This is a genomic window from Zooshikella harenae, assembly GCF_018837975.1.
GTDB classification, from domain to species: domain Bacteria; phylum Pseudomonadota; class Gammaproteobacteria; order Pseudomonadales; family Zooshikellaceae; genus Zooshikella; species Zooshikella harenae.
In genome coordinates, this window is record NZ_JAGSOY010000016.1 from 64,287 (window position 1) to 88,425 (window position 24,139).

General features: G+C 41.6%; 18 protein-coding genes. 10 read left to right on the forward strand and 8 right to left on the reverse strand.

Features of this window, described 5'->3' with window-relative positions; genetic code table 11:
* Nucleotides 1-138 precede the first annotated feature (138 nt).
* Nucleotides 139-2,112 carry a bifunctional 2',3'-cyclic-nucleotide 2'-phosphodiesterase/3'-nucleotidase gene (locus KCG35_RS09120; protein WP_215819384.1) on the reverse strand — a complete coding sequence of 658 codons (1,974 nt, stop codon included), beginning with the start codon at nucleotides 2,110-2,112 and terminating at the stop codon, nucleotides 139-141.
* Between the two features lie 445 nt (nucleotides 2,113-2,557).
* Between KCG35_RS09120 and KCG35_RS09125 the strand changes: the two genes are divergently transcribed.
* Nucleotides 2,558-2,797 carry a hypothetical protein gene (locus KCG35_RS09125; RefSeq protein ID WP_215819385.1) on the forward strand — a complete coding sequence of 80 codons (240 nt, stop codon included), beginning with the start codon at nucleotides 2,558-2,560 and terminating at the stop codon, nucleotides 2,795-2,797.
* A gap of 651 nt (nucleotides 2,798-3,448) precedes the next feature.
* Nucleotides 3,449-4,915, forward strand: coding sequence for a S8 family peptidase (locus KCG35_RS09130; RefSeq protein ID WP_215819386.1), 1,467 nt, complete (start codon nucleotides 3,449-3,451; stop codon nucleotides 4,913-4,915).
* An 88-nt stretch (nucleotides 4,916-5,003) separates the two neighbouring features.
* On the opposite strand, the gene KCG35_RS09135 is transcribed toward KCG35_RS09130, so the two are convergent.
* The gene (locus KCG35_RS09135) at nucleotides 5,004-7,019 is read right to left on the reverse strand and encodes a transglycosylase SLT domain-containing protein (RefSeq protein WP_215819387.1); all 2,016 of its coding nucleotides are present in this window, start codon (nucleotides 7,017-7,019) and stop codon (nucleotides 5,004-5,006) included.
* Nucleotides 7,020-7,485: 466 nt separating this feature from the next.
* Here KCG35_RS09135 and uup point away from each other — a divergent pair, with 466 nt between their 5' ends.
* A complete protein-coding gene (gene uup / locus KCG35_RS09140; RefSeq protein ID WP_215819388.1) occupies nucleotides 7,486-9,414 on the forward strand; it encodes an ATP-binding cassette ATPase Uup in 1,929 nt (642 codons plus the stop codon).
* 66 nt (nucleotides 9,415-9,480) lie between these two features.
* Here uup and KCG35_RS09145 read toward each other — a convergent pair whose 3' ends face one another.
* On the reverse strand, nucleotides 9,481-9,912 hold the full coding sequence (locus tag KCG35_RS09145; RefSeq protein ID WP_215819389.1) for a universal stress protein: 432 nt from the start codon (nucleotides 9,910-9,912) through the stop codon (nucleotides 9,481-9,483).
* Between the two features lie 135 nt (nucleotides 9,913-10,047).
* On the opposite strand from KCG35_RS09145, the gene KCG35_RS09150 reads away from it, so the two are divergent.
* From KCG35_RS09150 to KCG35_RS09175, 6 genes are all read left to right on the forward strand, one after another.
* Nucleotides 10,048-10,521: a hypothetical protein gene (locus KCG35_RS09150; RefSeq protein ID WP_215819390.1), complete on the forward strand. Its 474-nt coding sequence runs from the start codon at nucleotides 10,048-10,050 to the stop codon at nucleotides 10,519-10,521.
* A gap of 537 nt (nucleotides 10,522-11,058) precedes the next feature.
* Entirely contained in the window at nucleotides 11,059-13,209 is a 2,151-nt protein-coding gene (gene fadB / locus KCG35_RS09155) for a fatty acid oxidation complex subunit alpha FadB (RefSeq protein ID WP_215819391.1), read from the forward strand.
* A gap of 28 nt (nucleotides 13,210-13,237) precedes the next feature.
* Nucleotides 13,238-14,413 carry an acetyl-CoA C-acyltransferase FadA gene (fadA, locus tag KCG35_RS09160; RefSeq protein ID WP_215819392.1) on the forward strand — a complete coding sequence of 392 codons (1,176 nt, stop codon included), beginning with the start codon at nucleotides 13,238-13,240 and terminating at the stop codon, nucleotides 14,411-14,413.
* Between the two features lie 304 nt (nucleotides 14,414-14,717).
* On the forward strand, nucleotides 14,718-17,384 hold the full coding sequence (gene topA / locus KCG35_RS09165) for a type I DNA topoisomerase (RefSeq protein ID WP_215819393.1): 2,667 nt from the start codon (nucleotides 14,718-14,720) through the stop codon (nucleotides 17,382-17,384).
* A 66-nt stretch (nucleotides 17,385-17,450) separates the two neighbouring features.
* Complete coding sequence (locus tag KCG35_RS09170) at nucleotides 17,451-18,077, forward strand: hypothetical protein (protein ID WP_215819394.1); 627 nt, start codon at nucleotides 17,451-17,453, stop codon at nucleotides 18,075-18,077.
* 464 nt (nucleotides 18,078-18,541) lie between these two features.
* A complete protein-coding gene (locus tag KCG35_RS09175; RefSeq protein ID WP_215819395.1) occupies nucleotides 18,542-18,778 on the forward strand; it encodes a hypothetical protein in 237 nt (78 codons plus the stop codon).
* A 159-nt stretch (nucleotides 18,779-18,937) separates the two neighbouring features.
* Here the strand turns inward: KCG35_RS09175 and KCG35_RS09180 are convergent, their stop codons facing one another.
* Complete coding sequence (locus KCG35_RS09180) at nucleotides 18,938-19,372, reverse strand: SulA-like leucine-rich domain-containing protein (RefSeq protein ID WP_215819396.1); 435 nt, start codon at nucleotides 19,370-19,372, stop codon at nucleotides 18,938-18,940.
* Between the two features lie 637 nt (nucleotides 19,373-20,009).
* On the opposite strand from KCG35_RS09180, the gene KCG35_RS09185 reads away from it, so the two are divergent.
* Nucleotides 20,010-20,570 (forward strand): hypothetical protein, encoded by a 561-nt coding sequence (locus KCG35_RS09185; protein WP_215819397.1) that lies wholly within the window; start codon nucleotides 20,010-20,012, stop codon nucleotides 20,568-20,570.
* A gap of 44 nt (nucleotides 20,571-20,614) precedes the next feature.
* On the opposite strand, the gene KCG35_RS09190 is transcribed toward KCG35_RS09185, so the two are convergent.
* The 4 genes from KCG35_RS09190 to KCG35_RS09205 all read right to left on the reverse strand — a co-directional run bounded on the left by KCG35_RS09190 (nucleotide 20,615) and on the right by KCG35_RS09205 (nucleotide 23,712).
* Complete coding sequence (locus tag KCG35_RS09190) at nucleotides 20,615-20,758, reverse strand: hypothetical protein (protein ID WP_215819398.1); 144 nt, start codon at nucleotides 20,756-20,758, stop codon at nucleotides 20,615-20,617.
* A 68-nt stretch (nucleotides 20,759-20,826) separates the two neighbouring features.
* Nucleotides 20,827-21,582 (reverse strand): hypothetical protein, encoded by a 756-nt coding sequence (locus tag KCG35_RS09195; RefSeq protein WP_215819399.1) that lies wholly within the window; start codon nucleotides 21,580-21,582, stop codon nucleotides 20,827-20,829.
* Between the two features lie 85 nt (nucleotides 21,583-21,667).
* On the reverse strand, nucleotides 21,668-22,474 hold the full coding sequence (locus KCG35_RS09200) for a hypothetical protein (RefSeq protein ID WP_215819400.1): 807 nt from the start codon (nucleotides 22,472-22,474) through the stop codon (nucleotides 21,668-21,670).
* A 140-nt stretch (nucleotides 22,475-22,614) separates the two neighbouring features.
* Nucleotides 22,615-23,712: a hypothetical protein gene (locus KCG35_RS09205; protein ID WP_215819401.1), complete on the reverse strand. Its 1,098-nt coding sequence runs from the start codon at nucleotides 23,710-23,712 to the stop codon at nucleotides 22,615-22,617.
* Nucleotides 23,713-24,139: the final 427 nt, after the last annotated feature.

A 24,139-nucleotide genomic window follows, 5' to 3' on the forward strand; every position in this document is an offset into this window, starting at 1 on the left:
CTTGGTTATTTCCAAATAAAACATAATTGACTGTTATTGATAAAAAAAATACCTGTCTTTCTCGCTAGATCTAATAAAAGACAGGTAGTTACGCTTAGTGACGTTTTTTATGTACTGTTTTAATACTTTGTAATGGACTTATTGGGTTAGAGTCATCTGATACACAGCAAAGCCAATATCATCTTTCCCAACCGGTTTCATGGGATATTGACTATGTTGTTTGATAAAAGTAGCTGCTTTAGGATCTGCTGAGGTTTCAACCAAGATATTTAATGGAGCTTTGCTGTTAATAGGCTTAAAAGACCAGTTGTTGTCAGCTGTAGGTGTTACTTTACCCTTTAGCTTGGTTTGTTGCTGAATATAGTTAGCAAGCACTTGGCGATTTTCGTCTGGCGCAGCAAAAGCAATAAATTTTTCTCCAGTACCTGGAAACGAACCACTATAAGCTCGGTAGTTGTTGGTTGCCAGGAGGAATGGCTGATCATCACTAATCGCTTTTCCTTGATAAGTCAGGTTATAAATACGTTGGGCTTTTGCGTTTTTAAGCTGACAGCTTGCGTCATATTTAGCGGGTTGTGTTACATCAATTTGATATTTTACACCATCAATGACGTCAAAATTATAGGTTCTGAAATTATCCCAGTTAATCAGATGCTGCTCATTCTTTTGATTTGGATTTATTTGATTAAATTGTCCAGCCGCACATTCAAGCCAGGCTTTAATATGCTTTCCTGTCACTTTGAGCGCAACAAGGGTATTAGGGTATAGGTACAGGTCTGCGGCATTGCGATAGGTTAAGGTGCCTTTGGCGACTTCTGTAAAGTTGCTGGGATCATTTTTACGACCACCTACTTTAAAGGGAGCTGCAGCAGATAGTACGGGAATTTCAGCCAAGTCTGGATCACCTTGAATAAAGCGCTCGACGTATGCTTTCTGGGCATCATTCACGATTTGTATAGAAGGATCGTCTTGGAAAAGGGCAAGGTAACTATAGATATCATCACTAGACTGCCCAATAGGCTGATTCACAAACTTCAACGTAGCTTGATGATCTTCTGCAAGTAACTGGGTTAATGTTTGGTCAGGCTTAACTTGTTTAGTTTTGTCTTCATTAAATATACCCCTGACTGAGCCTTGCTTGTGGGTAATATGCCATTTTTTATTCTTCTGCGTTAAGGTAAAGTCAACGATACCAATATGATCTGCCCAACGTCCTGGCATCACTGCGGGAATACCGTTGATGGTGCCTTGCTTAATATCTACTCCTGGGATGCTACTAAATTGTTTTGAAGGAAAGACCGCATGGGCATGGCCAAAGAGAATAGCATCAATGCCTGTTACTTGGCTTAAATAGTAAACAGAATTTTCAGCCATAGCTTTATAGGGTGCAGCACTCAACCCGGAATGGGGGATTGCAATAATGATATCTGCACCTGCCTGCTTCATTTTCGGGATTAATGCCTCAGCGGTTTTTTTGATATCAGCAGTAATGACTTTACCTGTCAGGTTGCGCTTATCCCATTGCATGATTTGTGGAGGAACAAAGCCAATGTAACCAATATTAAGGGTATGCTGTTGTCCCTCTTTATCTGTAACAGGTGTTGGTTTAATAACGTATTGCTGAAAATAAGGCTTACCAGGTTTACCTTTTCCATTGTCGTGAAAAACATTGGCACATACATAAGGAAATTTTGCATCATTAATGCTTTCCTTAAGGAAAGGAAGGCCATAGTTAAATTCATGATTACCAATATTGCCTACATCATACTGCAGTTGGTTCATCGCTTTATAAGCGGGATGAAGCTGTCCTTTTTGTAAACCACGGGAGGCAATATAGTCGCCTAAAGGGCTGCCTTGTAATAGATCTCCATTATCCACTAGTACGCTGTTGTTTGCTTCCTGACGAGCTTGTTTGATCAATGTTGCGGCTCGCGTTAAGCCAATCTTAGGGCTGGGTTTGCCTTTGTAATAATCAAAGTCCATTAAGTTGGCATGAATATCGGTTGTTTCAATAATGCGGAGCTTAATCGTTGCTTCTGGGGTACTACTGAAACTGCTGGAGCTAATAGTAAGTGCAACAATGGACATAACAGCTTTTATATGAATACTCATTTATTGCTCACTTAAGTAAGGTTGTATCCAAAGGGGGTGATATGCCATGAGGGCATTATGTTGGAACCCCCATTAGCTGAGCCTGAGGTTTTCACACCACTTTGAATTGTTTTGTAATGTGTACTCTGGAAGCGTTATCAAACCATAGGCCTTGAAAAAAAAGCAAGGCATATTCGACTTTATATTCGCTGTTTTTAATCAATTCATTTTAATGAAGAATTAATATGGTGCTGTGTTATACATTCTTGATGCTAGACAAGGTCGGTTTGCCGTTGTCATCTATACTTTTACGTCTGAGTCATTCGCACAATTACCCTTCATTGGGGGTATACCTTGAGAGATGGCCATATTCTTATAAACACATATTGTCTGAGATGAATGGTGGTCCTTGAAGGGCGAGCTGATGTAAGCATGAAAGATGATTATTCGGGTAAGAGGTTAATTGATGAAGACAGTAACATTGACCACGAAGGATTCTATGATTACCAGTGATCAAGGTATTTTTCAGGGATGGACTCAATTTATTGATCATTTGGCAATCAACAGTCCTGCAGGTGCTACTTTAGTCGACCGATTGTCAGGTTCACATGGGTTTACCATGCCACTGATTCATCGACACAGCTGGCTTGTTGTTACTCCACGAGGTGAACGATTTGTTGTTAAACGCCCAAATGAGGATAATTAATCCGATTTTTGCTTAAGCTTTATTTGTGGTTAGTTATTGTTATTAAAACAGTACAGTTGTCTATACAATGTAAGAAATTATAGGGTTATTTTGTCCAACATAGCTTACACTATCTTTCGTTGGAGGATAGGTTAGACAACTGTCGTGGTGAGAAGCAGCCGTTAATAATTATTTGTAGTTGCAGTTCGTTTTATTGCCTTCCTGATAAAATCCGCTTTTTTTGCTTGTGTTTAGTTTTTCTTACCAAAATATACTTCGAATGATGGTTAGGTCATTCTATTTTTATAGTATTAATCAGGCCGTTAACCAATAAGTTTTCTTGTCAGACTTTTCAGTCGTTTAATGTGATGATTTTTGGTGCGCCGGTTCTATTGGGGCACTATTAATAGGCAAATTATTTGATAATCTGAAGAGTCATTTTTTTATTTGAAAAAATATTGCATTTAGGAATCTCATTGTAATATATTGGAGCTGTAAACATGGAAAAGTTTACTTTAGCTAAACTATAACTGCCTCAAGGGCGTAAGAAATTCCATAAATTAATAATTAAATCTGCAAAATATTAGGCAGGGAGAGTCGTAAAAATATAAAGGTAGCAGGAAGCTATCAAACAAATAGATTGACTATTATCTGAGTGATTAGGGGCTATCAATGACGAAAACATTATGTGCTTTTGTGTCTATTTCTATAGGCTGTTTATCGGGGGGCGTATTAGCTGAAGAAGTATTGGGGATAGCACCAAAAACCAATCGCATAATTATTAAATATAAGCAATCCACCTCAAAAAAACACACAGGTCCAATGTCTGCTCCTGCTGTTAATGTACAGCCTCGTATGCTAGCAGCTACGTCTGGAGAAAAGCTTAAGCAGCTCAAAAAAATAGATAAGAATAAAGTAATTTATACACTTGATGAGCAGATGGATGTGGCAAAAGTTGAAGCGATTGCTGCCTCGTTAGGCAACGATAGCCGTATAGAATATGCTGAGCCTGATTATATGATGACAATTCAGCAAACGCATCCAAATGATCCTCGTTATGCTGAGCAATGGAGTTATCACAGTAATGATAAAGTCACTGGTGGTATGAATTTACCTAATGCCTGGTCTATTACTCAAGGTAGTGAAGATGTGATAGTGGCTGTTGTTGATACGGGCATTCGCTATCATGAGGACTTAATGGATAACATTGTCCCAGGATATGATTTTATTTCGGATGAATTTGTTGCTAATGATGGTGATGGTCGAGATGATAATCCTCTTGATTCAGGTGACTTTACTCGACAAGGAGAGTGTGGTTATTCAAGTGGTCAGCCTGTACCGTCAAGAGATGAGACCAGTTCATGGCATGGCACACATGTAGCAGGCACCATTGCTGCCGTAAGTAATAATGGTATTGGGGTCGCTGGCGTTGCTTGGAAGAGTAAGATTTTACCCGTGAGAGTACTAGGTCGCTGTGGTGGCTATACCAGTGATATTGTGGAAGGTATGCGTTGGGCGGCTGGCTTGCATGTTGATGGTGTACCTGCCAATAAATACCCTGCACAAGTCGTGAATTTAAGCTTGGGGGGAGAGTCACCCTGTAGTCGTGTTTATCAGGAAGCCATTGACGATATCAGCGCAAAAGGTACAACGGTCGTGGTTGCTGCAGGCAATGAAGGGGTACGCATCAACAGTCGTAATGCATCACCTGCTAACTGTTCTGGCGTTATTACGGTTGCTGCCAATAATATGAGTGGTGAACGTTCTTACTACTCAAATTATGGTGATTATGTTGATATTGCCGCACCGGGTGGTGAAACCAGAGTGAAGAAATATGATTACATGTCTGGTGATTACACTTGGCAAAAACGTCCTGAGGGTGGCATTTTATCCACATTAAATGCGGGTCAGTCTTATCCAGGTGGTGATAATTATGATTACTACCAAGGAACCAGTATGGCGACCCCTCATGTGGCTGGACTTGTTGCATTAATGTATGCGGTTAATCCAACCATTAAACCCAGTACCGTTCGCTCAATTTTGAAAAGCACGGCTAGACAAACTGATTGTGATGAGTGTGGTGCTGGGGTAGTGAATGCTTATCAAGCCGTTAAAAAAGCCAAGCTTTATTACTGGTAAACTAAACGTTTTAGGCCTGAGCAAATAAAAAAAGGTCAAGCAATGCTTGACCTTTTTTTATTGAGTAATGAGTGTTGGCCACTCATTACTAAGGTTTTTTTGCGGGTTCGTAATTGTAGTTGGTTTCATTTTTGGTTAAGAACATGGGCTTATAGCCAAGTTTATCCCGATAAATAACCTGATAAGCAAGCACGTTTTGTACATATTTGCGGGTTTCATTAAAAGGAATCACTTCTACCCATACATCATGAGGTAACTTGCGATGGCGTTTCAGCCACTGATTAACCCGATGAGGTCCTGCGTTATAAGCGGCAGTAGCTAGAATACGATTACCATTAAATTGCTTATAAAGCTCTGCGAGATAAGCACTACCTAATTTAATGTTTGTTTCTGGTTTTAAAAGCTGCTTGGTAGTTTGATAGGGAATGCTGTTTTTACGTGCTACATAACGGGCAGTTGCAGGCATAAGCTGCATAAGGCCCATTGCGCCTGCATGAGAACGGGCTTTATACATAAAAGCACTTTCTTGTCGGGTAATGGCAAACACCCAGCTGCTATCCAGATCTTGTGCGCGGCTATTTTTCAGGATGGGCTTTTTATAAGCAACAGGAAAGCGAAGATTCAAGTCATCCCAATACTCGGCACGTGCTGTACTAATAATGGAAGGAAAATACCAGTGCCAGCTCATTGCAATTTCAGCCGCTGCAAGTAATTCTTCACGATTCATTTGGCTGGCCATGTGATACCACTCACGTCGTGCAGGCCATAGTTGTTCCATTTGGAAAAATTCTTGAGCACGTTGAATGGCAGGTAATTGTTTAACGTGGCTCATTGTTGCCGTCGAAACAGGATAGGGCTTATGTTGTAAGGCATAACTTCGACTCATACGATCTGCTGCTAGGAAACCATAAAAATCCCGTTCACTATCCGCGAGTTTTCGGTAAATGGCATGCGCCTTATCTCGCATGGCTTGAGATGGCGCATTGGCTTCAATCGCTCGAGCATACCAGTACTGCCAACGACTGGTTTGTCGTTCTTCTTTAGGAAAGGCCTGAACCCACTTGGCAATGCTGGCCCAGTCTAATTGACGTAATGCTTGCCGTAACCGCCAGGTTATTAAATCGGTTTCTTGGTGTTCGGTCAGTACGCGATCAACCCATTGCTGGTGTTTTTTTGAGTATTTTCGCATGATGTGGTAAGCCAGTTTGGTTTCCACATAAGCTTTCTGTTTAGTCGTAAACCTGTGCTGTTTTTGGTAAGCGTTCCAGAGCGAGAGTGTTGTGCTCGGTTTAGTTTTGGCTAAACGTACAAGACCTGTACTAATAATGTCACCCATTTGCGTACTTTTAGCCGCGTAACTTGCAGTTTTCTTTAACCGCTTGGGTTGGTGATAGGTATTGAAATAGAGGTTACCCAATTTACGTTGTGATTTGGGTAAGTAGCGAATAAGGTAGCGGCCCAGTGTACCTTGGTTTTCGGTATAGGCTAAGACCATGCGCTGCCAGACTAAATCCGGAGTGAGCTTATGTGCGGCTCGCCAGTGATCAAGTAAGGGGTCGCAACTTTTAGGGAGTGACTTGCCTGTTAACCATAGCTGTTGAGTACCGGCATAGGCAGCTTGGTTATTACCTGTTTGCAATTGTGCATAATGAAAACGGCATTGTAGATCTTTTGACTTATTATCCTCTGGAAAGTGCTTGAGCAATGTTTGCCACTGTTTTTTGCTGGCTAAAGAGCGCAGCCATTTGTGCTCTATTTTTGATGTGAGTGGAAAGTCCGGATAGTTATTCACAAACTTGGCAATAGTACGATCACTTTTTGAAGAAAGGCCGCGGTTTAATTGATAGTACTCAAGGTAAGGATAAAGTGGGTAGTGATTTAACTTCTTTTTTAAGGTGCTAAATTGCTTGTTATTATTAGCACGGTAGGCTTTTATTGCCTGTTTATAATAATTTCGTTCTTTGCTATATGATGTCTTTGTGCTGGCAGAGGCTGTGTTGGTGGCAATTGCCAGCGTCATGCAGGCGGAGAGGGGCAGCAATAACCCGACGCGCAACACCTGAGTGAAGGGAATGGGCTTGAGCAAAAAGTTAATAGGCATCATGGATTTGCTGTCTTGGTTAGATTCTGTTTAAAAGGACTATGTCAAAAATAGTATCTATGTACAGATAATAATAGTCGTCTTGGAGTTCCGTTGATAACATTTGTCTCAGTCAATTATGTGGTATGTTGATAAATCACTCTGTGACTTTGCACATTTGTTTATTAGGGCGCTAAGGTCCAGCATAACCACTTCTATACTACAGATTGAATGTGCATACATGTCATAATGAAGTCATTGATATTGCTTTGGTCAATTAATTGAGTATGCACTTTAACGTTTAATGCAGCGTATTTGAGCTATTGCTGGTTGACTATCATTATTTTGTTGAATTGTTGCAGGACATGGACCTAATGTGCAGTAGGTTGATAAGTAAGATGTTTTTACTGTGATTTGTATCTCATTTATTGGCTGATTTTATATTTTGTGTTCTGCTAAGTTGTTGTGAAGAAAGAGGTTGTAATCCCTTATGCCAATTATGCGCTTCGATGATGTTTCCCTCGCGTTTGGTGCAATGCCGTTATTAGATCAGGTCAGTTTTCAAGTTGATAGTGGTGAGCGCATTTGTTTTATTGGACGAAATGGGGTGGGTAAATCCAGTCTGTTGAAAGTTGTTGAGGGGCTACTGGATATTGATGGCGGCTCTATATGGTGTCAGCCTGAATTACGTATTAGTGCACTGCCCCAAGAGTTACCCAAAGCGGATGATAAAACGGTTTATCAAGTGGTGGCTGAAGGCTTGGCTGAAGTGGGTGAACTATTAACTCATTATCATCAGCTTACTCATCAGGCAAATGATGAAGTCAGCCTGCAAACATTAGCCCATGTCCAGTCTGCGTTAGAGCAAAAAGATGGTTGGCGCTTAAATCAGCGAATTGAAACCATGATCAAGCGACTGAACTTGCCTGCGGATAAAACCATGGCGGAACTGTCAGGTGGTTGGCGAAGACGCGTCATTTTAGCTCAGGCACTGGTTAGCGATCCTGAACTGTTATTACTGGATGAGCCTACCAACCATTTGGATATTGCAGCCATTGAGTGGCTAGAACAGCAGTTGGCTGAGTTTAAAGGGGCGGTGCTATTCATCACTCACGACCGCTCTTTTTTACAGAAGGTGGCGACTCGAATTATTGAACTCGATAGAGGGTTAATTACCAGCTGGAGTGGTGATTACGCTAGCTTTTTGGCACATAAAGCACACCAGCTTGAAGTGGAAGCTAGCCATAATGCAGAGTTTGATAAAAAGCTCGCACAGGAAGAAGCTTGGATTAGACAGGGGATTAAAGCACGGCGCACTCGAAATGAAGGGCGTGTGCGTGCGCTACAGGCACTTCGTAAAGAGCGTGCGCAGCGTCGTGAGGTTCAGGGTAAAGCTAAGCTGCAATTAGATAAGGCAGAGCAATCAGGCAAGTTGGTTGTAGAAGCGGAGCATGTATGTCATGGCTATGACGGAGCTACCCTGATTGATAATTTTTCATGTCGATTGTTGCGTGGCGACCGGATTGGCTTAATCGGTCCTAATGGCGTCGGTAAAAGTACATTATTACGTTTACTGTTGGGGCAGGAAAAGCCTCTGTCAGGTACCATCAAACATGGTACCAAGCTGGAGGTGGCGTATTTTGATCAGTTACGACTGCAGCTTGATGAAGAAAAAACAGTGTTAGATAACGTGGCAGATGGTCGTGATAGCATCGACATAGGTGGCAAGTCACGGCATATCATGAGTTATTTACAGGATTTTCTGTTTACCCCTGAGCGTATTCGAACTCCAGTTAAAGCATTATCTGGGGGGGAGCGTAATCGATTATTGTTAGCCCGCATGTTTAGTAAACCAGCCAATATGTTGGTTATGGACGAGCCAACCAATGACTTGGATGTTGAAACGCTTGAGCTTTTGGAGGAAGCGCTACTGGATTTTAATGGTACGTTACTCTTAGTCAGCCACGATAGAACCTTTTTAGACAATGTGGTGACATCCACCTTTGTATTTGAAGGAAATGGTCAAGTCAATGAATACGTTGGTGGTTATCAAGATTGGATTCGACAAGGAGGTGCATTTAAAGACTTAGTGGCAGCTACACAGCTAGAAGAAACCCAACAGAGTGCTAATCAAAAATTAGAGGAAAATCTCAAGCAAGACAAAGCTGAAAGTGAGCCAAAGCGTTCACGAAAAAAGCTTAGCTATAAATTACAGCGTGAATTAGAGCAACTGCCTGAGGAAATTGAAGACTTGGAGCAACAGCAAAATGTTCTTGAGCAACAAGTCAATGCGCCGGACTTTTACCTGCAGGAGCAAGCACTGGTGCAATCCATATTACACCAGCTGACGCAGTTACAGCAGCAAATTGAAGATAAGCTTGAGCGTTGGACTGAGTTAGAAGCGATGCAATCGGATTAATCACACACTAAAATGAGCGATATCCCTGACAATGGGGATCGCTCATGGCCCTTTAAAATAAACGATTTATTTGCCTACCCGAACAGCCAGTACATCACATTGAGCGCCATGAAGTATGCCAGTAGAGGTTGAGCCAAGTATCAGTGCCAGACCATGTCGTCCATGGCTGCCAACAACGATAAGGTCAATATTTCGCTCTTCTGCAATACGGTGTATTTCTTTCTCAGGACGGCCATAAACAACATGTTGGTGACCCTCATTATTGAGGCGTTTAGCTAATTCGCTGATCCGTTGTCGTGCCTGCTGCGCTATTTCTTCTTGTAAAGTGGTTAAGTCCAGTGGAATATCACTGCCATAAGCAACACTTAATGGTTCAACCACATGGACCAAGGTAATATCAGCATTATGGTCTTTGGCAATCTCCTGAGCTCGTTGTAATACAGTATCGGCTTCTTCTGTTAAATCTACTGCCACAAGAATATGTTTATAACGACTCATCAAAGTGACTCCTTGATATTTTATGTGATTTATTAACAGGGTTTTTTATGTGTCCTTGCGCCCTGGAAAACACATTACCCATAACGTGTTGTCTATAACATTATGTCTATCGTATCGGGATTGTAGGAAAAATTTATGACGTATCTCATTATCTTGCTGGGTGTATTAGCGATTGTTGGATCGCTGATGTGGATTTTGCCTTCTCCTGCTGATCGAAAACGGATGGTGCTTCGTCAATTAGCCATAGCAAAAGGTATCGAAGTACGCCAAACGCTTTATAAAGATAGAAAGGGAAAGTCAATCACTTGCATTGGTTATATTTGTCGTATAGTGCGTCCAAAGGGCAACATTGAAATAATTATTCAGCATGATACCGATAGGCCACAGCAGTGGACTGGTTGGCCCGATGAAAGTGGGGATAATCGCTTACAGCCTCATTGGTCAACGTTACAAAAAATGGTTGAGTCACTGCCAGATGATGTGGTGCAAGTATCCATTACCTCGGCTTATATCTCTGTTTTATGGTTAGAAAAAGGAATGGAGGAGGAACTCAACAACATTATAACGTTTTTACACCAAATCAAAGATTGGTTAGAGCCTTCTCGTTAAGCTAGTGAAAATACTTCTTTATTATGCTAAGGCTAATATTTGTACAACACTTGTCACCAAAATGTCATGATGGTTAGATTGTTTTACCAATAAGATGTTTGGTCTGCTTAAAGCTTTTTCTCACTGATAATAATATTGCAACTGCAAGGAAGCTAGGGTTAAGTATTAGTCATTTAATGCTATAAAACATAAGGTATTTTAACGGTATGTTAACAATACCTTTCCCTGCTAAGTAACGAAGATGTTCCAGTAAATAATCGTCATGACTTATTGGTCAGTACACTTTTGACTTAAGTGTTATTGACAAATTGTCTGTTTTTAACGAAGGTTGCTATCTATAATTAAACAAACGTATGAATTATTATAGCTTACTCAATTTGTAGAAATATAAGCCGGTGGCACCGGCAGACTGTGTACCTTATGACAAACATGCTTTCTCATTGCACCTGCCTTTGGCTAGCGATTACGTTAGTTAATGTCACTAGGTCATACAGTTTTTGATCGGAACACAAGCTAACTCAGCGTGGAGATCACTAGATGATTTATGAAGGTCAGGCCATAACGGTTAAGCTCCTGGAAGAGGGTATTGCCGAGCTGCAATTTAACTTGCAAGGCGAATCGGTTAATAAATTTAATAAACAAACGCTACTGGAACTACAGGAATCTGTTACGGAGCTTAAGGCAAATAGTGCAGTAAAAGGTCTGGTGGTTACGAGCAGCAAGGATGTGTTTATTGTCGGAGCAGATATTGGTGAGTTTTTAGATAACTTCTCCCTGCCCGAAGATGAACTCATGGCATTAAACCTGGAAGCAAATGCTATCTTCAATGCGTTTGAGGACCTGCCATTTCCTACAGTAATTGCCATTAATGGCATCGCGCTGGGTGGTGGTATGGAAATGTGTCTGGCGGGTGACTATCGTGTCATGGCATCCTCTGCTCGCATTGGCTTACCTGAAGTTAAACTCGGTATTTATCCAGGGTTTGGTGGAACAGTCCGTTTACCACGGTTGGTCGGTGCAGATAATGCCATTGAGTGGATTTGTGCGGGAAAAGAGCATGATGCTGAATCAGCCCGCAAGATCGGTGTGGCTGATGTGGTCGTACCTCTGGATAAATTACATGATACCGCTATCAATTTGGCGAAGCGCTGTGTGAGTGGTGAGTTGGATTATAAGGCAAAACGTCAGCCAAAATACGAAAAATTAAAGCTGAATAATATTGAGTCCATGATGGCTTTTGAAACCTCAAAAGCCTATGTTGCCTCCCAAGCTGGACCTAATTATCCAGCGCCAGTTGAAGCCATTAAAACCATGCAAAAAGCATCAACCAAAGGTCGGGATGATGCACTAAAAATCGAGGCTAAAGGCTTCGTAAAAATGGCTAAAACCAATGTAGCCAAAAACTTAATTAATCTGTTTTTACATGATCAGGCTTTAAAGAAACAAGCCAAGGACTATCAGGAAAAGGCGGCTAAGGTCTCCAAGGCTGGGGTTTTGGGGGCAGGGATTATGGGTGGTGGTATTGCTTACCAGTCTGCCTATAAAGGCACGCCGATAGTCATGAAAGATATTAACCAGCAGGGCCTGGATTTGGGCTTGCAAGAAGCAGCCAAGCTGCTAGTGAAACGTGTCGATAAAGGTCGGATGTCAGCCGCAGGCATGGCTGAGGTGTTAAACCGTATTGTCCCTGTGTTGTCCTACGGTGAGTTAAATAATGTTGACCTGGTGGTTGAAGCGGTTGTCGAAAATCTACAAATAAAACATAAAGCATTGCCTGAGGTTGAAGCCCAGCTTGCTGAAGAAGCGGTATTAACCTCTAATACGTCAACAATTTCTATTACTGAATTAGCTAAACCGCTCAAGCGTCCTGAGCGTTTCTGCGGTATGCACTTTTTTAACCCAGTACATATGATGCCGCTGGTTGAGGTGATTCGTGGCGAAAAAACCAGCGAAGACACGGTTGCCACCGTGGTTGCCTATGCTAAGTCATTAGGTAAGACACCTATTGTTGTCAATGATTGTCCTGGCTTTTTGGTTAACCGCATTCTGTTTCCTTATTTCGGTGGCTTTGCATTGTTACTGCGTGATGGGGCTGACATTGTACACATCGATAAGGTGATGGAGCGTTTTGGCTGGCCAATGGGACCTGCTTACCTATTGGATGTTGTCGGTATTGATACCGCCGCTCACGCTGAAAAAGTCATGGCTGATGGCTTCCCTGACCGAATGAAGCGAGACTACAAGAGTGCTTTAGATGTCCTGTTTGCTGAAAAGCGCTATGGTCAGAAAAATGGCTTAGGTTTCTATCGTTATGAGCCTGATAAAAAAGGCAAACCGAAGAAGAAAGCTGATGCAGGTGTTTCCGCATTGCTTAAAGCGGTGACTCAACCCTCACGTGAGTTCACTGAAGAAGAAATTATTGCACGAATGATGATTCCTCTTTGTCTTGAAACGGTTCGTTGCCTTGAAGACAACATTGTTGCAAGTGCACATGAGGCCGATATGGGCTTGATTTACGGTATTGGCTTCCCTCCCTTCCGCGGTGGTGCATTGCGTTATATTCAAGACATGGGAATTGCTGAGTTCTGTGCACTAGCAGACCAGTACGCTGAGTTAGGGCCACTTTACCAGCCCACAGCAAAACTACGGGAAATGGCGAAGAACGGCCAGGTTTTTTTTGATAACTAATCAGTGACTGGAAGAGGGTACAAGAACCATGAGCTTACAACCAAGAGATGCTGTCGTTGTTGATTTTGTGCGGACCCCTATGGGACGTGCCAAAGGTGGAATGTATCGCCATGTTCGGGCAGATAGCCTATCAGGCAAGCTGATTACAGCACTTTTAGCGCGCAATACCGATGTAAATCCTGCTGAAGTTGAGGATGTGATTTGGGGGTGTGTTAACCAGACGTTGGAGCAAGGTTGGAATATTGCCCGTATGGCCATGTTGATGACACCCATTCCTCACACTTCCTGCGGTCAAACAGTAAGCCGCTTATGTGGTTCTTCAATGTCAGCACTGCATACTGCGACACAAGCGATTATGACCAATAATGGTGATGTGTTTGTGGTGGGTGGTGTCGAGCATATGGGACATATCAACATGATGCACGGCGTTGATCCTAACCCAGAGCTAAGTCTTTATGCGGCTAAGGCTGCAGGGATGATGGGGATTACGGCTGAATTTCTCAGTAAAATGCACGGCATTGGTCGTAAACAGCAGGATGAATTTGGTGCTCGATCGCATCAGCGTGCACATAAGGCGACAATTGAAGGGCGTTTTGCCAATGAAATTGCGCCTATGGAAGGTTTGGATCAAAACGACAATTTAACTATATTTTCTGAGGATGAAACGATTCGTCCAGAAACCACCTATGAAACCCTTAGTCAACTTCGTGCAGCTTTTGATCCCAAGTCGGGTACGATTACAGCAGGCACGTCGTCACAAATAACTGATGGTGCATCTGCCATGTTGGTGATGTCTGCGCAAAGGGCTAAAGACTTAGGTTTAACGCCTATTGCTAAAGTACGGGCGATGGCAACAGCGGGTGTAGACCCTTCTATTATGGGGTATGGGCCAGTACCTGCTACCAAGAAAGCCTTGAAGCGCGCGGGTTTAACGATAAATGATATTGACTATTTTGAGCTTAATGAAGCGTTTGCGGCGCAGGCATTACCTGTATTAAAAGATTTGAAATTACTTGACAAAATGGATGAAAAAGTCAATCTCAATGGAGGAGCAATTGCGCTTGGCCATCCATTTGGTTGTTCTGGCACCCGAATCTCTGGTACATTGTTGAACATTATGCAACAACAAAACGGTACTTTGGGTATAGCCACCATGTGTATAGGACTTGGCCAAGGGATCACTACGGTCTTTGAACGGGTCTAATATCCGTTATACGTCAAAAGCCGGAGGTTAACTCCGGCTTTTTTGTTTCAAGAGGCTTTATTTTTTATTTTGGTGTCATTGTTTTTATGAGCCTGGGTGACTAATAGTATATTGAAGGCAAATTCAGTTTGATGACCGTTGTGGCTTGAAGTGCATTTTGTTGCTTGTAGTACATATTTGGAGGAATTATATTTCTGTGCATGCTTGATTCTGCTTCAGAATATCCTTATATATGTCGCAAAATTTAATAGATTTTCTATCTTTATGGATAAATTTACGTTTGTTCTGGAAATGACAGGTCAGCATGGGTAAATCATTAGTAATTGTTGAGTCGCCAGCAAAAGCAAAGACAATAAACAAATACCTGGGTAGCAATTATATTGTTAAGTCCAGTGTGGGTCACATCCGTGACTTACCTGTAAGTGGTAGTAAAAAGGCGGTAGACCCCAAAGCGCGAGCAAAAGCTGCGGCAGAAACACGTAAACTGACGCCGGAGCAGCGTGCTATCCATAAGGAGCGCAAGGCTAAAGAACAACTCATCAGTCGTATGGGCGTTGATCCCGAAAATGACTGGGCAGCTCAATATGAAGTGCTGCCAGGCAAAGAAAAAGTGGTTGATGAGTTAAAGAAGCTGGCTAAAGGGGTTGATCAAATTTACCTGGCAACGGACTTGGACCGTGAAGGAGAAGCCATTGCCTGGCATTTACAGGAAATAATTGGCGGGGATAGTGAGCGCTATCGTCGTGTAGTTTTTAACGAGATTACCAAGAAAGCCATTCAAGAAGCGTTTGAGCAACCCGTTGAGGTTGATAAAAATCGAGTCAACGCTCAGCAGGCACGGCGATTTCTGGACCGTGTCGTTGGGTATATGGTGTCTCCACTATTATGGGCAAAAATTGCTCGGGGATTATCAGCAGGACGTGTACAGTCAGTGGCAGTCCGCTTAATTGTTGAACGGGAACGAGAAATTCGTGCCTTTGTACCAGAGGAATACTGGGAAGTTTTTGCAGACTTAACCACAGATCATGGGCACTCACTGCGTTTGCAGGTGACCAAGCAAAGTGATAAGGCTTTTCGACCTGTCAATAAAGCGCAGACGGATGCAGCCTTAGCTCAACTGCAAAAAGCCAGTTATGTTGTTAAAAACGTTGAACAGAAGCCCACTAAAACCAAACCACCCGCACCTTTTATTACTTCAACATTGCAGCAGGCTGCCAGTACCCGTTTAGGCTTTAGTGTTAAAAAGACCATGACACTGGCTCAGCGATTGTATGAAGCTGGCCACATCACCTATATGCGTACCGACTCAACAAATCTGAGTCAGGATGCAGTGGACAGTTGTCGTGAGTATATTGCAGAGCATTTTAATAAAACCTATTTGCCAGAAGCGGCTAATCGTTACTCCAGTAAAGAAGGGGCACAAGAGGCGCATGAGGCCATTCGGCCTTCTTTTGTCAATGCCCAGCCAGGCGCTATTGACGGTTTAGAGAGAGATGCCGAACGCTTATATGAATTAATATGGCGGCAGTTTGTCGCGTGTCAAATGTCTCCTGCAGAATACCTCAGTACCAGTATTGTCGTGGGGGCTGATAACTTTGAACTAAGAACACGTGGTCGAGTGTTAAAATTTGCGGGCTTCACCAAAGTACTCACACCCGTCAGTAAGAAGGGTGAGGATATCATTCTTCCTGAATTAACGGTTAAGCAATTATTGGTTCTGCAAGAACTCGATCCAAGTCAGCATTATACCAAGCCGTCTGCTCGTTATACGGAAGCATCTTTGGTAAAAGAGCTTGAGAAAAGAGGCATTGGACGTCCCTCGACGTATGCTTCCATTATTTCCACTATTCAGGATCGTGGCTATGTGAAGCTGGAAGGGCGTCGCTTTTATGCTGAAAAAATGGGCGATATTGTCACTGATCGGCTAACTGAAAACTTTAATGATTTAATGGATTATAGCTTTACTGCCAATATGGAAGAAAATCTGGACCATATTGCAACGGGCGAGTTGAATTGGAAACAGTTGTTGAATAGTTTTTACTCAGATTTTTCACGAAAGCTTTCAATCGCCAATGATACTGAAAAGGGAATGCGGGCCAACGAGCCGACTATGACGGATATTGACTGTCCTTCATGTGGGCGAAAAATGCAAATTCGTACTGCGAGTACAGGCGTATTTTTAGGCTGTTCTGGCTATGCGTTACCTCCTAAAGAACGTTGTAAGTCAACGATCAACCTGGTGCCTGGTGAAGAAGTCGTTGCAGCGGATGATGAAGAAGGTGAGGTCAATGCACTGCGTGCTAAACATCGTTGTACCAAGTGTGGGACCGCGATGGACAGTTATCTGCTGGATGCACAACGTAAGTTGCATATTTGTGGTAATAATCCAGACTGCTCTGGCTATGAGATAGAAACAGGTCAGTTTAAGCTTAAAGGTTATGAGGGACCCATCCTAGAGTGTGATAAGTGTGGTGCCGAAATGCAGCTGAAGACGGGACGTTTTGGTAAATACTTTGACTGCACCAGTGAGAGTTGTAAAAACACACGTAAGTTGCTTAAAAATGGTGAGCCTGCACCACCCAAAATGGACCCTGTTCCTATGCCTGAACTCGCTTGCGAAAAGGTGGAGGATACTTATGTGCTTCGTGATGGGGCATCAGGTTTATTTTTAGCGGCAAGCCAATTCCCTAAGAACCGTGAAACACGCGCACCGTTAGTGAACGAATTATTACCTCATCAACAGGCTCTGGATGCTAAGTACCACTTTTTACTATCAGCACCGCAAGCTGATCCAGAGGGTAACCCTTCAGTTATTCGTTACAGCCGCAAAACAAAAGAGCAGTATGTAATGACGGAGGTTGATGGTAAAGCCACAGGTTGGCGTGCCTTTTATCGTGATGGAAAGTGGGTAACAGAACAGGCTAAACGTAAAACGGCAGCTAAAACCAGTAAGAAAAGTGCAGGAGCATAAATAGCTGCTGCAGATGTTAGATAGATAATGAATTATACATTAATTGCTGTATAGGTTAGGTCCCGTTTGACAGACTCAACACCATTACAAGCTTGTCAGCGCTATGTTGATGTGCGTTACCAGCGAGCAGTACAACTGATGCAGTATTGGCAGCAAGAGTCCGAAATAAATACAGAACGAGGAGAAAGTAAACCTCCTCAGTATGCTTTGGCTGATGCTTTTGTACTGTTGATGTGGCAAGCTGTTGTGGGTTGGGTTTATGAATTAAATGCACATTACCATTGTCAATGTGAGGCTATTCAGTTACTTCATCCTGAGCACGTATCTGATGAAGCTTCTTTACCAATGGACTTTCAGCATTTGTTTGAGTTAGCCAGGCAATCTGATTCCTGGCTTGCTCAGTTATTGTCTGCAGTCAAACAGCTTTCTATCAGTACAAGTTCGATAACCTCTCCATCATTATTTTCTTGGACATCACCAGGTATAGCAGGTGAGGCAGGTAATACCCACAAAAAAAATAAGTTTAATAATCAAATACCCGTAACCCATATTGATACTCAAACAGAAACAGCTTCATTGCTACAAAGCAGTGACATTGATGTCACTGATTTAGTCACTCAGTTTGGGAAGGCATGGTTGACATCTTTTTTAGAAGAGATTAATCGAGCACGAATGCTGTTAGTAGAGTATTAAATAGCACTTGATATCTTTCCTGAAGTGACATGCAGATGGTTTTATAAGCAGCCTGGCTGTACTTTGAGGATTATTGTCTTTGACAAGAAGAACATAATAATTACTGATTTGTCATATTAGCTTCATTTTTTTATTTTTATGGTTTGATAAGACCCTAACCTATACTGAAGATGATGCCTGTTGGAATGCATATCTAACTGAAAATAGCAGTTATTGTTGGTAATTTATGCAATAGAGGTCATTTTTTGGGTGTTTTTTGATCTTTTTTTTGTTGCGTTTGTCAAGATGTGGGTTTGACCTTTACACTGAAGGGCTTGGATATTTTAAGCGTCTTTAGCAGGTAATAAACTAATTATACTGTTTGTATTGGTAGGCGTTCCCTGATAAGTTTGTGCTTTCGGGTTGTGCCTTGCTCTTGTAGTGGTAGAATGGCCAAAGTGTTTAACTGTTATTGAGAAGAAATCATGCCTTCTTATTTGGAAATTATTGAGTTACCGGATGGAGATATTGCATTGCAGCGAACGGACGCAGAAGAAGAGCAGCCACTGGTAACTATCAGCTTTTCTGAAGAGGCAAAAGCAATTTTGCAAGAGAATCACGTTGAGGTCGCCAAGGCAATGATGAGTGCTGGAATTCAGATGGTAGGCCTCATGTCAGAGTCAACGTTGGAAGCTGATGAAAAAGACCACGTTTTGCATTAACAGGCATCCTGCCATTAAGAGTTGATGCATATCTACCATTTTTAGGCCATTAGCAACTGCTGGTGGCGACTCCTTTCTCGCAAGACCTTTAATTTTCCTATCAAATTTCTTTGTTGCTGATGATATAGCAATTTAGCAACAGTTAATTCATTTTTATTGTTAGACAAGAATTGTTTGTAAAATATTAATAGCTTGACTATTACCCCGTTGTGCAGCGTTCTCCAGTAATTCCACTGTATGCTCATCAACATAATCCAGCCAACAGACGACAGTATGACTTTTCCCCATTTGCAAGGCTTGTAAGGTTAATTGTAATAATGAAACCTCACTCGTTGCGGTGAGAAACAGTGTTGTTTGCCGATTAAGTTTAGAGTCCTGTAACCAGCGTACGGTAAGGGATTTAAGTTCGGGAGGGCAAACAATTGTTAGCCAACGCTTACTGCTATCATTATTAAGATCCGCTAATATGGAGGGTATTATTGATGCCAGAAGTTGTTCAGGCCCTGAAAAAATAAACTCACTGACTCGACCTCGTTTACTGTTTTTATGATGTTGTCGTTGCATAATAGGTCGGGCTTCAACCTGAATAGACATGAATATCCTTCCATTTTTTCCAAAACCCGAGACGGATAATACCAACAAAGCATAATTTCAACTTTGCAGTAATTCACTCTTATTGTGTTTTTTACTTTATTAATAAACTAAAGTGATTAATATCTACTTTTTTCTCAATGAGCTTGATTGGGTAAGTACTTGCTAAAAATAATTAAATATTAGAGAAATACCTAAGACTTATCGTAGTCATTGCTTGAGTTTTGAGAGGTTAATACATAAATTTATTTTTTTGATACTTTAATCACATTTTTTTGGTGGGTATAAAAAATAAGTAACTAAGGGTATAAGTCAATGGTTTTTTGACTATTTTTTGTGTGCCAAAATACAATAAAGCTTTGCAATTTAAACGATGATATTAGTAAGAAAGAGTATTTTAAACTGAGCCAGATACTCTGTTATATAGATAACTATGCAGTTGAAAAAGACGTATTAATTAAGGGACGTTAAGTTACTGCTTATTAAAGGGCCAATGGATGAGGAATAACATTGGCAACAGGTAATTGTTGAAGCACTAAATGGCTCAGTTCTGATAAGTGTAAATAACAAGGTGCATTGAATTATAAAGTAATTCGGGTGTATTTCTTTTGCTTATCAGCAGGAAGGCAGGGAGGTTGTAATGAATAAAGTAACGCTTTTTACACTAACGTGGATGTGTGTCTGCACAGTTACGGCGGTTTATGCTGTACCACCACACTACCCAGACTTAACCAAAGGAGGTAATCGGTGGCTAGTCACCTTTTACAATGATACCAGTCCTAGTCATGACCAGTGGGCAACACAAGGTATTTGTTTTTATCCAACAGGTAATGTAGGTACACATCAGCAGTATGTATGGGTTTCAGATACCTATCCTGATTGGAATGGCAGAGCAACGCAAGAAGGCGATCAAGTGTTTATGCATGGTGATTTTCAGTGGTATTACAATATTCCCTATGCTGGACATGATGCACTGCAGTGGCAAATTGTGACTGGAAAGAGAACGATTGGCAGTGGCCATTGGCAAGAGTGGTTAACCGATGAGAAGTTTGGTCGAACTTTCGGGTGGGGAAATGCCCTGTGGCGTCGAGTGGGTAAATGTGAAATCGATAATGCAGATGAGGCATTGGAAAAATACCGAGATCTACCCAGAGACGGAAATAGTACGCCATCGAGGGCTTTAACTAAGGGTGAGGTTTAGTATTGGCATAGTAAAATAAATGCACAATAACAAACTCAACGTAATCATCGTCCATCAGAGTGTTGATGCAGGAGCCATGTTGTCACTTTCTGATGGATGTTATACCCTTCACGAATCATTTTTAGGGTTTGTTGTCGGCGTGCTTCACCCCAGTCGCTTATTAATATAAGCTCCTGAGGCTTCATCATTTGATGGCCGCCCCTAAAAACCCTTCGTTATGGGTATATTATGGCTGAGAAATGAGGGCTGAGCTTTATTATTCGTTTTTTTCTTTAGCTACAGGCTTTTCATTATAGGTATAAATAATTGTTGCCGTGAAGTTAGTTTCTTTATCTTTAGGTATGTTGGTGAGTCCTTGATAACGAATAAGTTTTTGTTCTTTTTTTTCATAGGTAATAATAATTGGGTCTACGAAAAATCCACCAATAAATGAGTCGAGGCTCATTGTGAAGCTTGCCGTTGTTGAGTCTTCCTGAGTCTTCTCAATTTGAAATGTGTAAGTGCTATTTTCATTGATTGATAAGAACTCAAAGCTAAAGGATTTATTTGCGAGTAGTTTTGACCAGTGTTTACGAATAAAAGTATCGAAACCAGCATCAATTACCAGATTTGGTTTAAGCGGCAGTTGATGCTCTTGCCGTTGGTTGTCTTCTTCATGAAGAATAATGACATTATTTGATTTAATGAATACGGATTCGCGTTGGTTAAATTTCAGTTTATTAAACACAATTGTTGGCGTAAGAGGTGTTGTTTCGTAATTAACTGTCTTGGTGGCAAAGACGTTACCATCAGGTGTGGTATAGGTGACTTTATCCTTAAGTGGCATAGTTACACTAAGCGTGTTTGTCTTAGGCGGTTTTACAAGGTGAATGATATGTTTTTCAATATAGACGGGGCGGCCTGATTCCAAATCGTAGGCTTTACCTGTTGCTTCTATAATCGTGGAGGCTGATAGGGGAAATGCTGTCAAAAGAATGAACACGGAGAGAAAAAAGTAAGCCATTCCTGTCATAACAAGCCTGTCCTATTGATTTTGCTGTATGGTGTTATATCACTGTGTACATCACAAGGGGGGTATTACCCCTGTAATTTTTTCATTATGGTGTTTCAAGGTATAAGTGTACACGATTGTTAAGTTTTAAAGTACGGGTGATATGTCCCCAGTGTTTATTGAGTAGTTTTGTTTGTAAGCCAGAGCGTTCGGCTTTTTTGAGCGCCTTCTCAATGACTTTCTGGTAAGAAGCAAATGGTGGAGAAAGGTAAAAAATAAAGTCACGGTGATAAATTAATGCAAGTCGGGGTTCAATCATTAGGTCAGGGTGTTCCTCTGCCTCATTCAGCACTTCGTTAACACCTCGTGGAAAGTAATCTATACCTCGATTGCCTAAGGCTAGTGGCTTATAGACTTGCCGCCAGTCACCTTCCAACGGAATAAAATTAAGTGAGTTAGCCTCCCATACTTCTGCGTCATACCATGTTTTACCTAGGGCGCCGACAATAGGGAGATCACGAAACTCATCCAGCGTATTGATGTTTTGGTAGATATTGGCTTTACCTTGAGGGATAAGTAAAACACGAATGCCAATCAAGCCACCCGTTAAATTTACTTTAACAGGTGTATAACGTGCATCTCGTGCAGGTGTTTGGAGCATCCAATGTAAACTAATACGACCTTTTTCAAGGTATTTTATAATGCGTGTTTGTGGCGTTTCTGGATAGGTTATGATGGATACTGGCTGGTTGATAGCCTGTAAAGCAGAAGATAATAATTCATGGAAGTAGAGGTGGTTATTATTGCTAAAGCTCATCATGTGTAACTGTAGAACAGGCTTTGGCGATGTAGCTAAAGCAACTGAAAAGGGCATGAGTAGTATGCAACAGAGCATGAGTCTCTGAATCGCCATAGCCTATCCTACAGTTGACTTAAATTTCACTTTTTTTAAGTTAATGTTTCCTCTAAGCATAGTTTAATATGAAAAAAACTGTCAGCGAGAGTGTACGGCTTATGTATAGTCTTACTCGCTGACACTGGCCATGTTCTTAATTACTTACGACGAGACCATCTCATTGATAACAACCCTAACCCAAACAATGCAAGAATACCTGGTGTTGGTACGGGAGGTGGTTCGTCTGGCGTAGTGGTTCTTGCTGCCATAATAAATGCCTGCTCGTAACCATCATCTTCATCATAAAGACGAATATCAGCGTGTAAAGTGTAGTTTTCGGGGTTCACTAAACCGCGCATCGCTGCATCAAGCGTGGGCGAAACCACTCCATAAGCTGCGTTGTCAGCACCTAAGTTATGACTAAAGAAAATATCATCATTTTCCGGATCACTCATACAGCCAGGATCAGGTATAAATGTGGTGGGGTCTAGGCACACATCGCCTGCCGCTAAAACCCAGTCGGTAGGCTCTGGGTTATCAGCACCTAATTCGGTATTTCGTAAATAAAAGCTGCCTAAACCAGAATCTGTTCCATCATTTTCAGTAATCCAGACTTTTGCCCAGGCATATAGTGCTTGGGCGCCAAAGTCACCTACATCACTGTTTAACTCATTATGGTTAAACATGACAACCATTTGGGTGTCTTCGCCAAGGTAATCTAGTAAAGTACCTACGTTAATATCCCAACTGTCTTCTAAATCATTTAATCCAGCTTCACCACTAATACCACCAGGATCGGCAACACCATTAAGTGTTTCAGGGTTAACTACTGGATCTGCCGTGACAGTACTAAAGCTGTCACTATTGGCTGGAGCGCCGTCAGGGGTTTGATAAGCGGGATCAATAAGGTTACTGATATCTGCATTACTGTTAACACCAGCATTATTGGTGCCAGTAGCAATAACAATATATTCACCGTCCATTCCTAGTTCACCTGGTGCCGACTTAATGTACCAAGGCTCACTTGGTTGTACTGTTGTTCCGTATGGCCCGGGTACCAAGGCAACAGAACTATCAGCTTGAGTAAAATAATTCAATACTGGCATTGAAAATGAAGCAAAATCATCATATTGAATTGCATAGGGTAGTAATGGGGTTGGTAACATGAGTGGTAACTCAGCGGCTTGTGTCAAGGGTGCTGAAATACCTGCCGTCACAAGTAGTGCAAGTGGTAGTTTTTTAAATGGAGTTTTCATGGCACGTTCCTGATTGGTTTTGTTTAGACAACCGGTATTCAGCAGGAACTATTCCAGTTTAAAAAAAGTACCTTCATTCAAATACTTATTCATTATGAATGTGAATGAATCATCGTTTTGTAAAATTACTTGGCTGGTTATCAAAAGATAAACTATCTGATGTATACCGATGATTGGATTTATGGTGATACAAGTCAGGGAAAATATGGTTTTAAACTAATTGGGAAATGTAAAGTCAGGCTGTTGTAGTATTTATTTTTAGATTTTAAGAGGGATATAAAGATGCTCTTTATTCGTTTGTATAAAAAAATAAGTTATTAACTCGACTTTGGCCATCAAGCAGCCATCGCGAGTTGATTAAGTAAAGTATCAGCGTCATTGGGTGTTAATTTAATAAAGTCATCACTCATACCTCGACTTTGGCCAT

What these genes read in the sequence shown, in the direction of transcription:
- KCG35_RS09180 (WP_215819396.1), bottom strand. Translation starts at nt 19,372, where the DNA reads ATGTCTATTCAGGTTGAAGCCCGACCTATTATGCAACGACAACATCAT.
- KCG35_RS09200 (WP_215819400.1), bottom strand. Translation starts at nt 22,474, where the DNA reads ATGGCGATTCAGAGACTCATGCTCTGTTGCATACTACTCATGCCCTTT.
- fadA (WP_215819392.1), top strand. Translation starts at nt 13,238, where the DNA reads ATGAGCTTACAACCAAGAGATGCTGTCGTTGTTGATTTTGTGCGGACC.
- KCG35_RS09135 (WP_215819387.1), bottom strand. Translation starts at nt 7,019, where the DNA reads ATGATGCCTATTAACTTTTTGCTCAAGCCCATTCCCTTCACTCAGGTG.
- KCG35_RS09205 (WP_215819401.1), bottom strand. Translation starts at nt 23,712, where the DNA reads ATGAAAACTCCATTTAAAAAACTACCACTTGCACTACTTGTGACGGCA.
- KCG35_RS09120 (WP_215819384.1), bottom strand. Translation starts at nt 2,112, where the DNA reads ATGAGTATTCATATAAAAGCTGTTATGTCCATTGTTGCACTTACTATT.
- KCG35_RS09130 (WP_215819386.1), top strand. Translation starts at nt 3,449, where the DNA reads ATGACGAAAACATTATGTGCTTTTGTGTCTATTTCTATAGGCTGTTTA.
- KCG35_RS09185 (WP_215819397.1), top strand. Translation starts at nt 20,010, where the DNA reads ATGAATAAAGTAACGCTTTTTACACTAACGTGGATGTGTGTCTGCACA.
- KCG35_RS09195 (WP_215819399.1), bottom strand. Translation starts at nt 21,582, where the DNA reads ATGACAGGAATGGCTTACTTTTTTCTCTCCGTGTTCATTCTTTTGACA.
- KCG35_RS09145 (WP_215819389.1), bottom strand. Translation starts at nt 9,912, where the DNA reads ATGAGTCGTTATAAACATATTCTTGTGGCAGTAGATTTAACAGAAGAA.
- fadB (WP_215819391.1), top strand. Translation starts at nt 11,059, where the DNA reads ATGATTTATGAAGGTCAGGCCATAACGGTTAAGCTCCTGGAAGAGGGT.
- topA (WP_215819393.1), top strand. Translation starts at nt 14,718, where the DNA reads ATGGGTAAATCATTAGTAATTGTTGAGTCGCCAGCAAAAGCAAAGACA.
- KCG35_RS09150 (WP_215819390.1), top strand. Translation starts at nt 10,048, where the DNA reads ATGACGTATCTCATTATCTTGCTGGGTGTATTAGCGATTGTTGGATCG.
- KCG35_RS09175 (WP_215819395.1), top strand. Translation starts at nt 18,542, where the DNA reads ATGCCTTCTTATTTGGAAATTATTGAGTTACCGGATGGAGATATTGCA.
- uup (WP_215819388.1), top strand. Translation starts at nt 7,486, where the DNA reads ATGCCAATTATGCGCTTCGATGATGTTTCCCTCGCGTTTGGTGCAATG.
- KCG35_RS09125 (WP_215819385.1), top strand. Translation starts at nt 2,558, where the DNA reads ATGAAGACAGTAACATTGACCACGAAGGATTCTATGATTACCAGTGAT.
- KCG35_RS09190 (WP_215819398.1), bottom strand. Translation starts at nt 20,758, where the DNA reads ATGATGAAGCCTCAGGAGCTTATATTAATAAGCGACTGGGGTGAAGCA.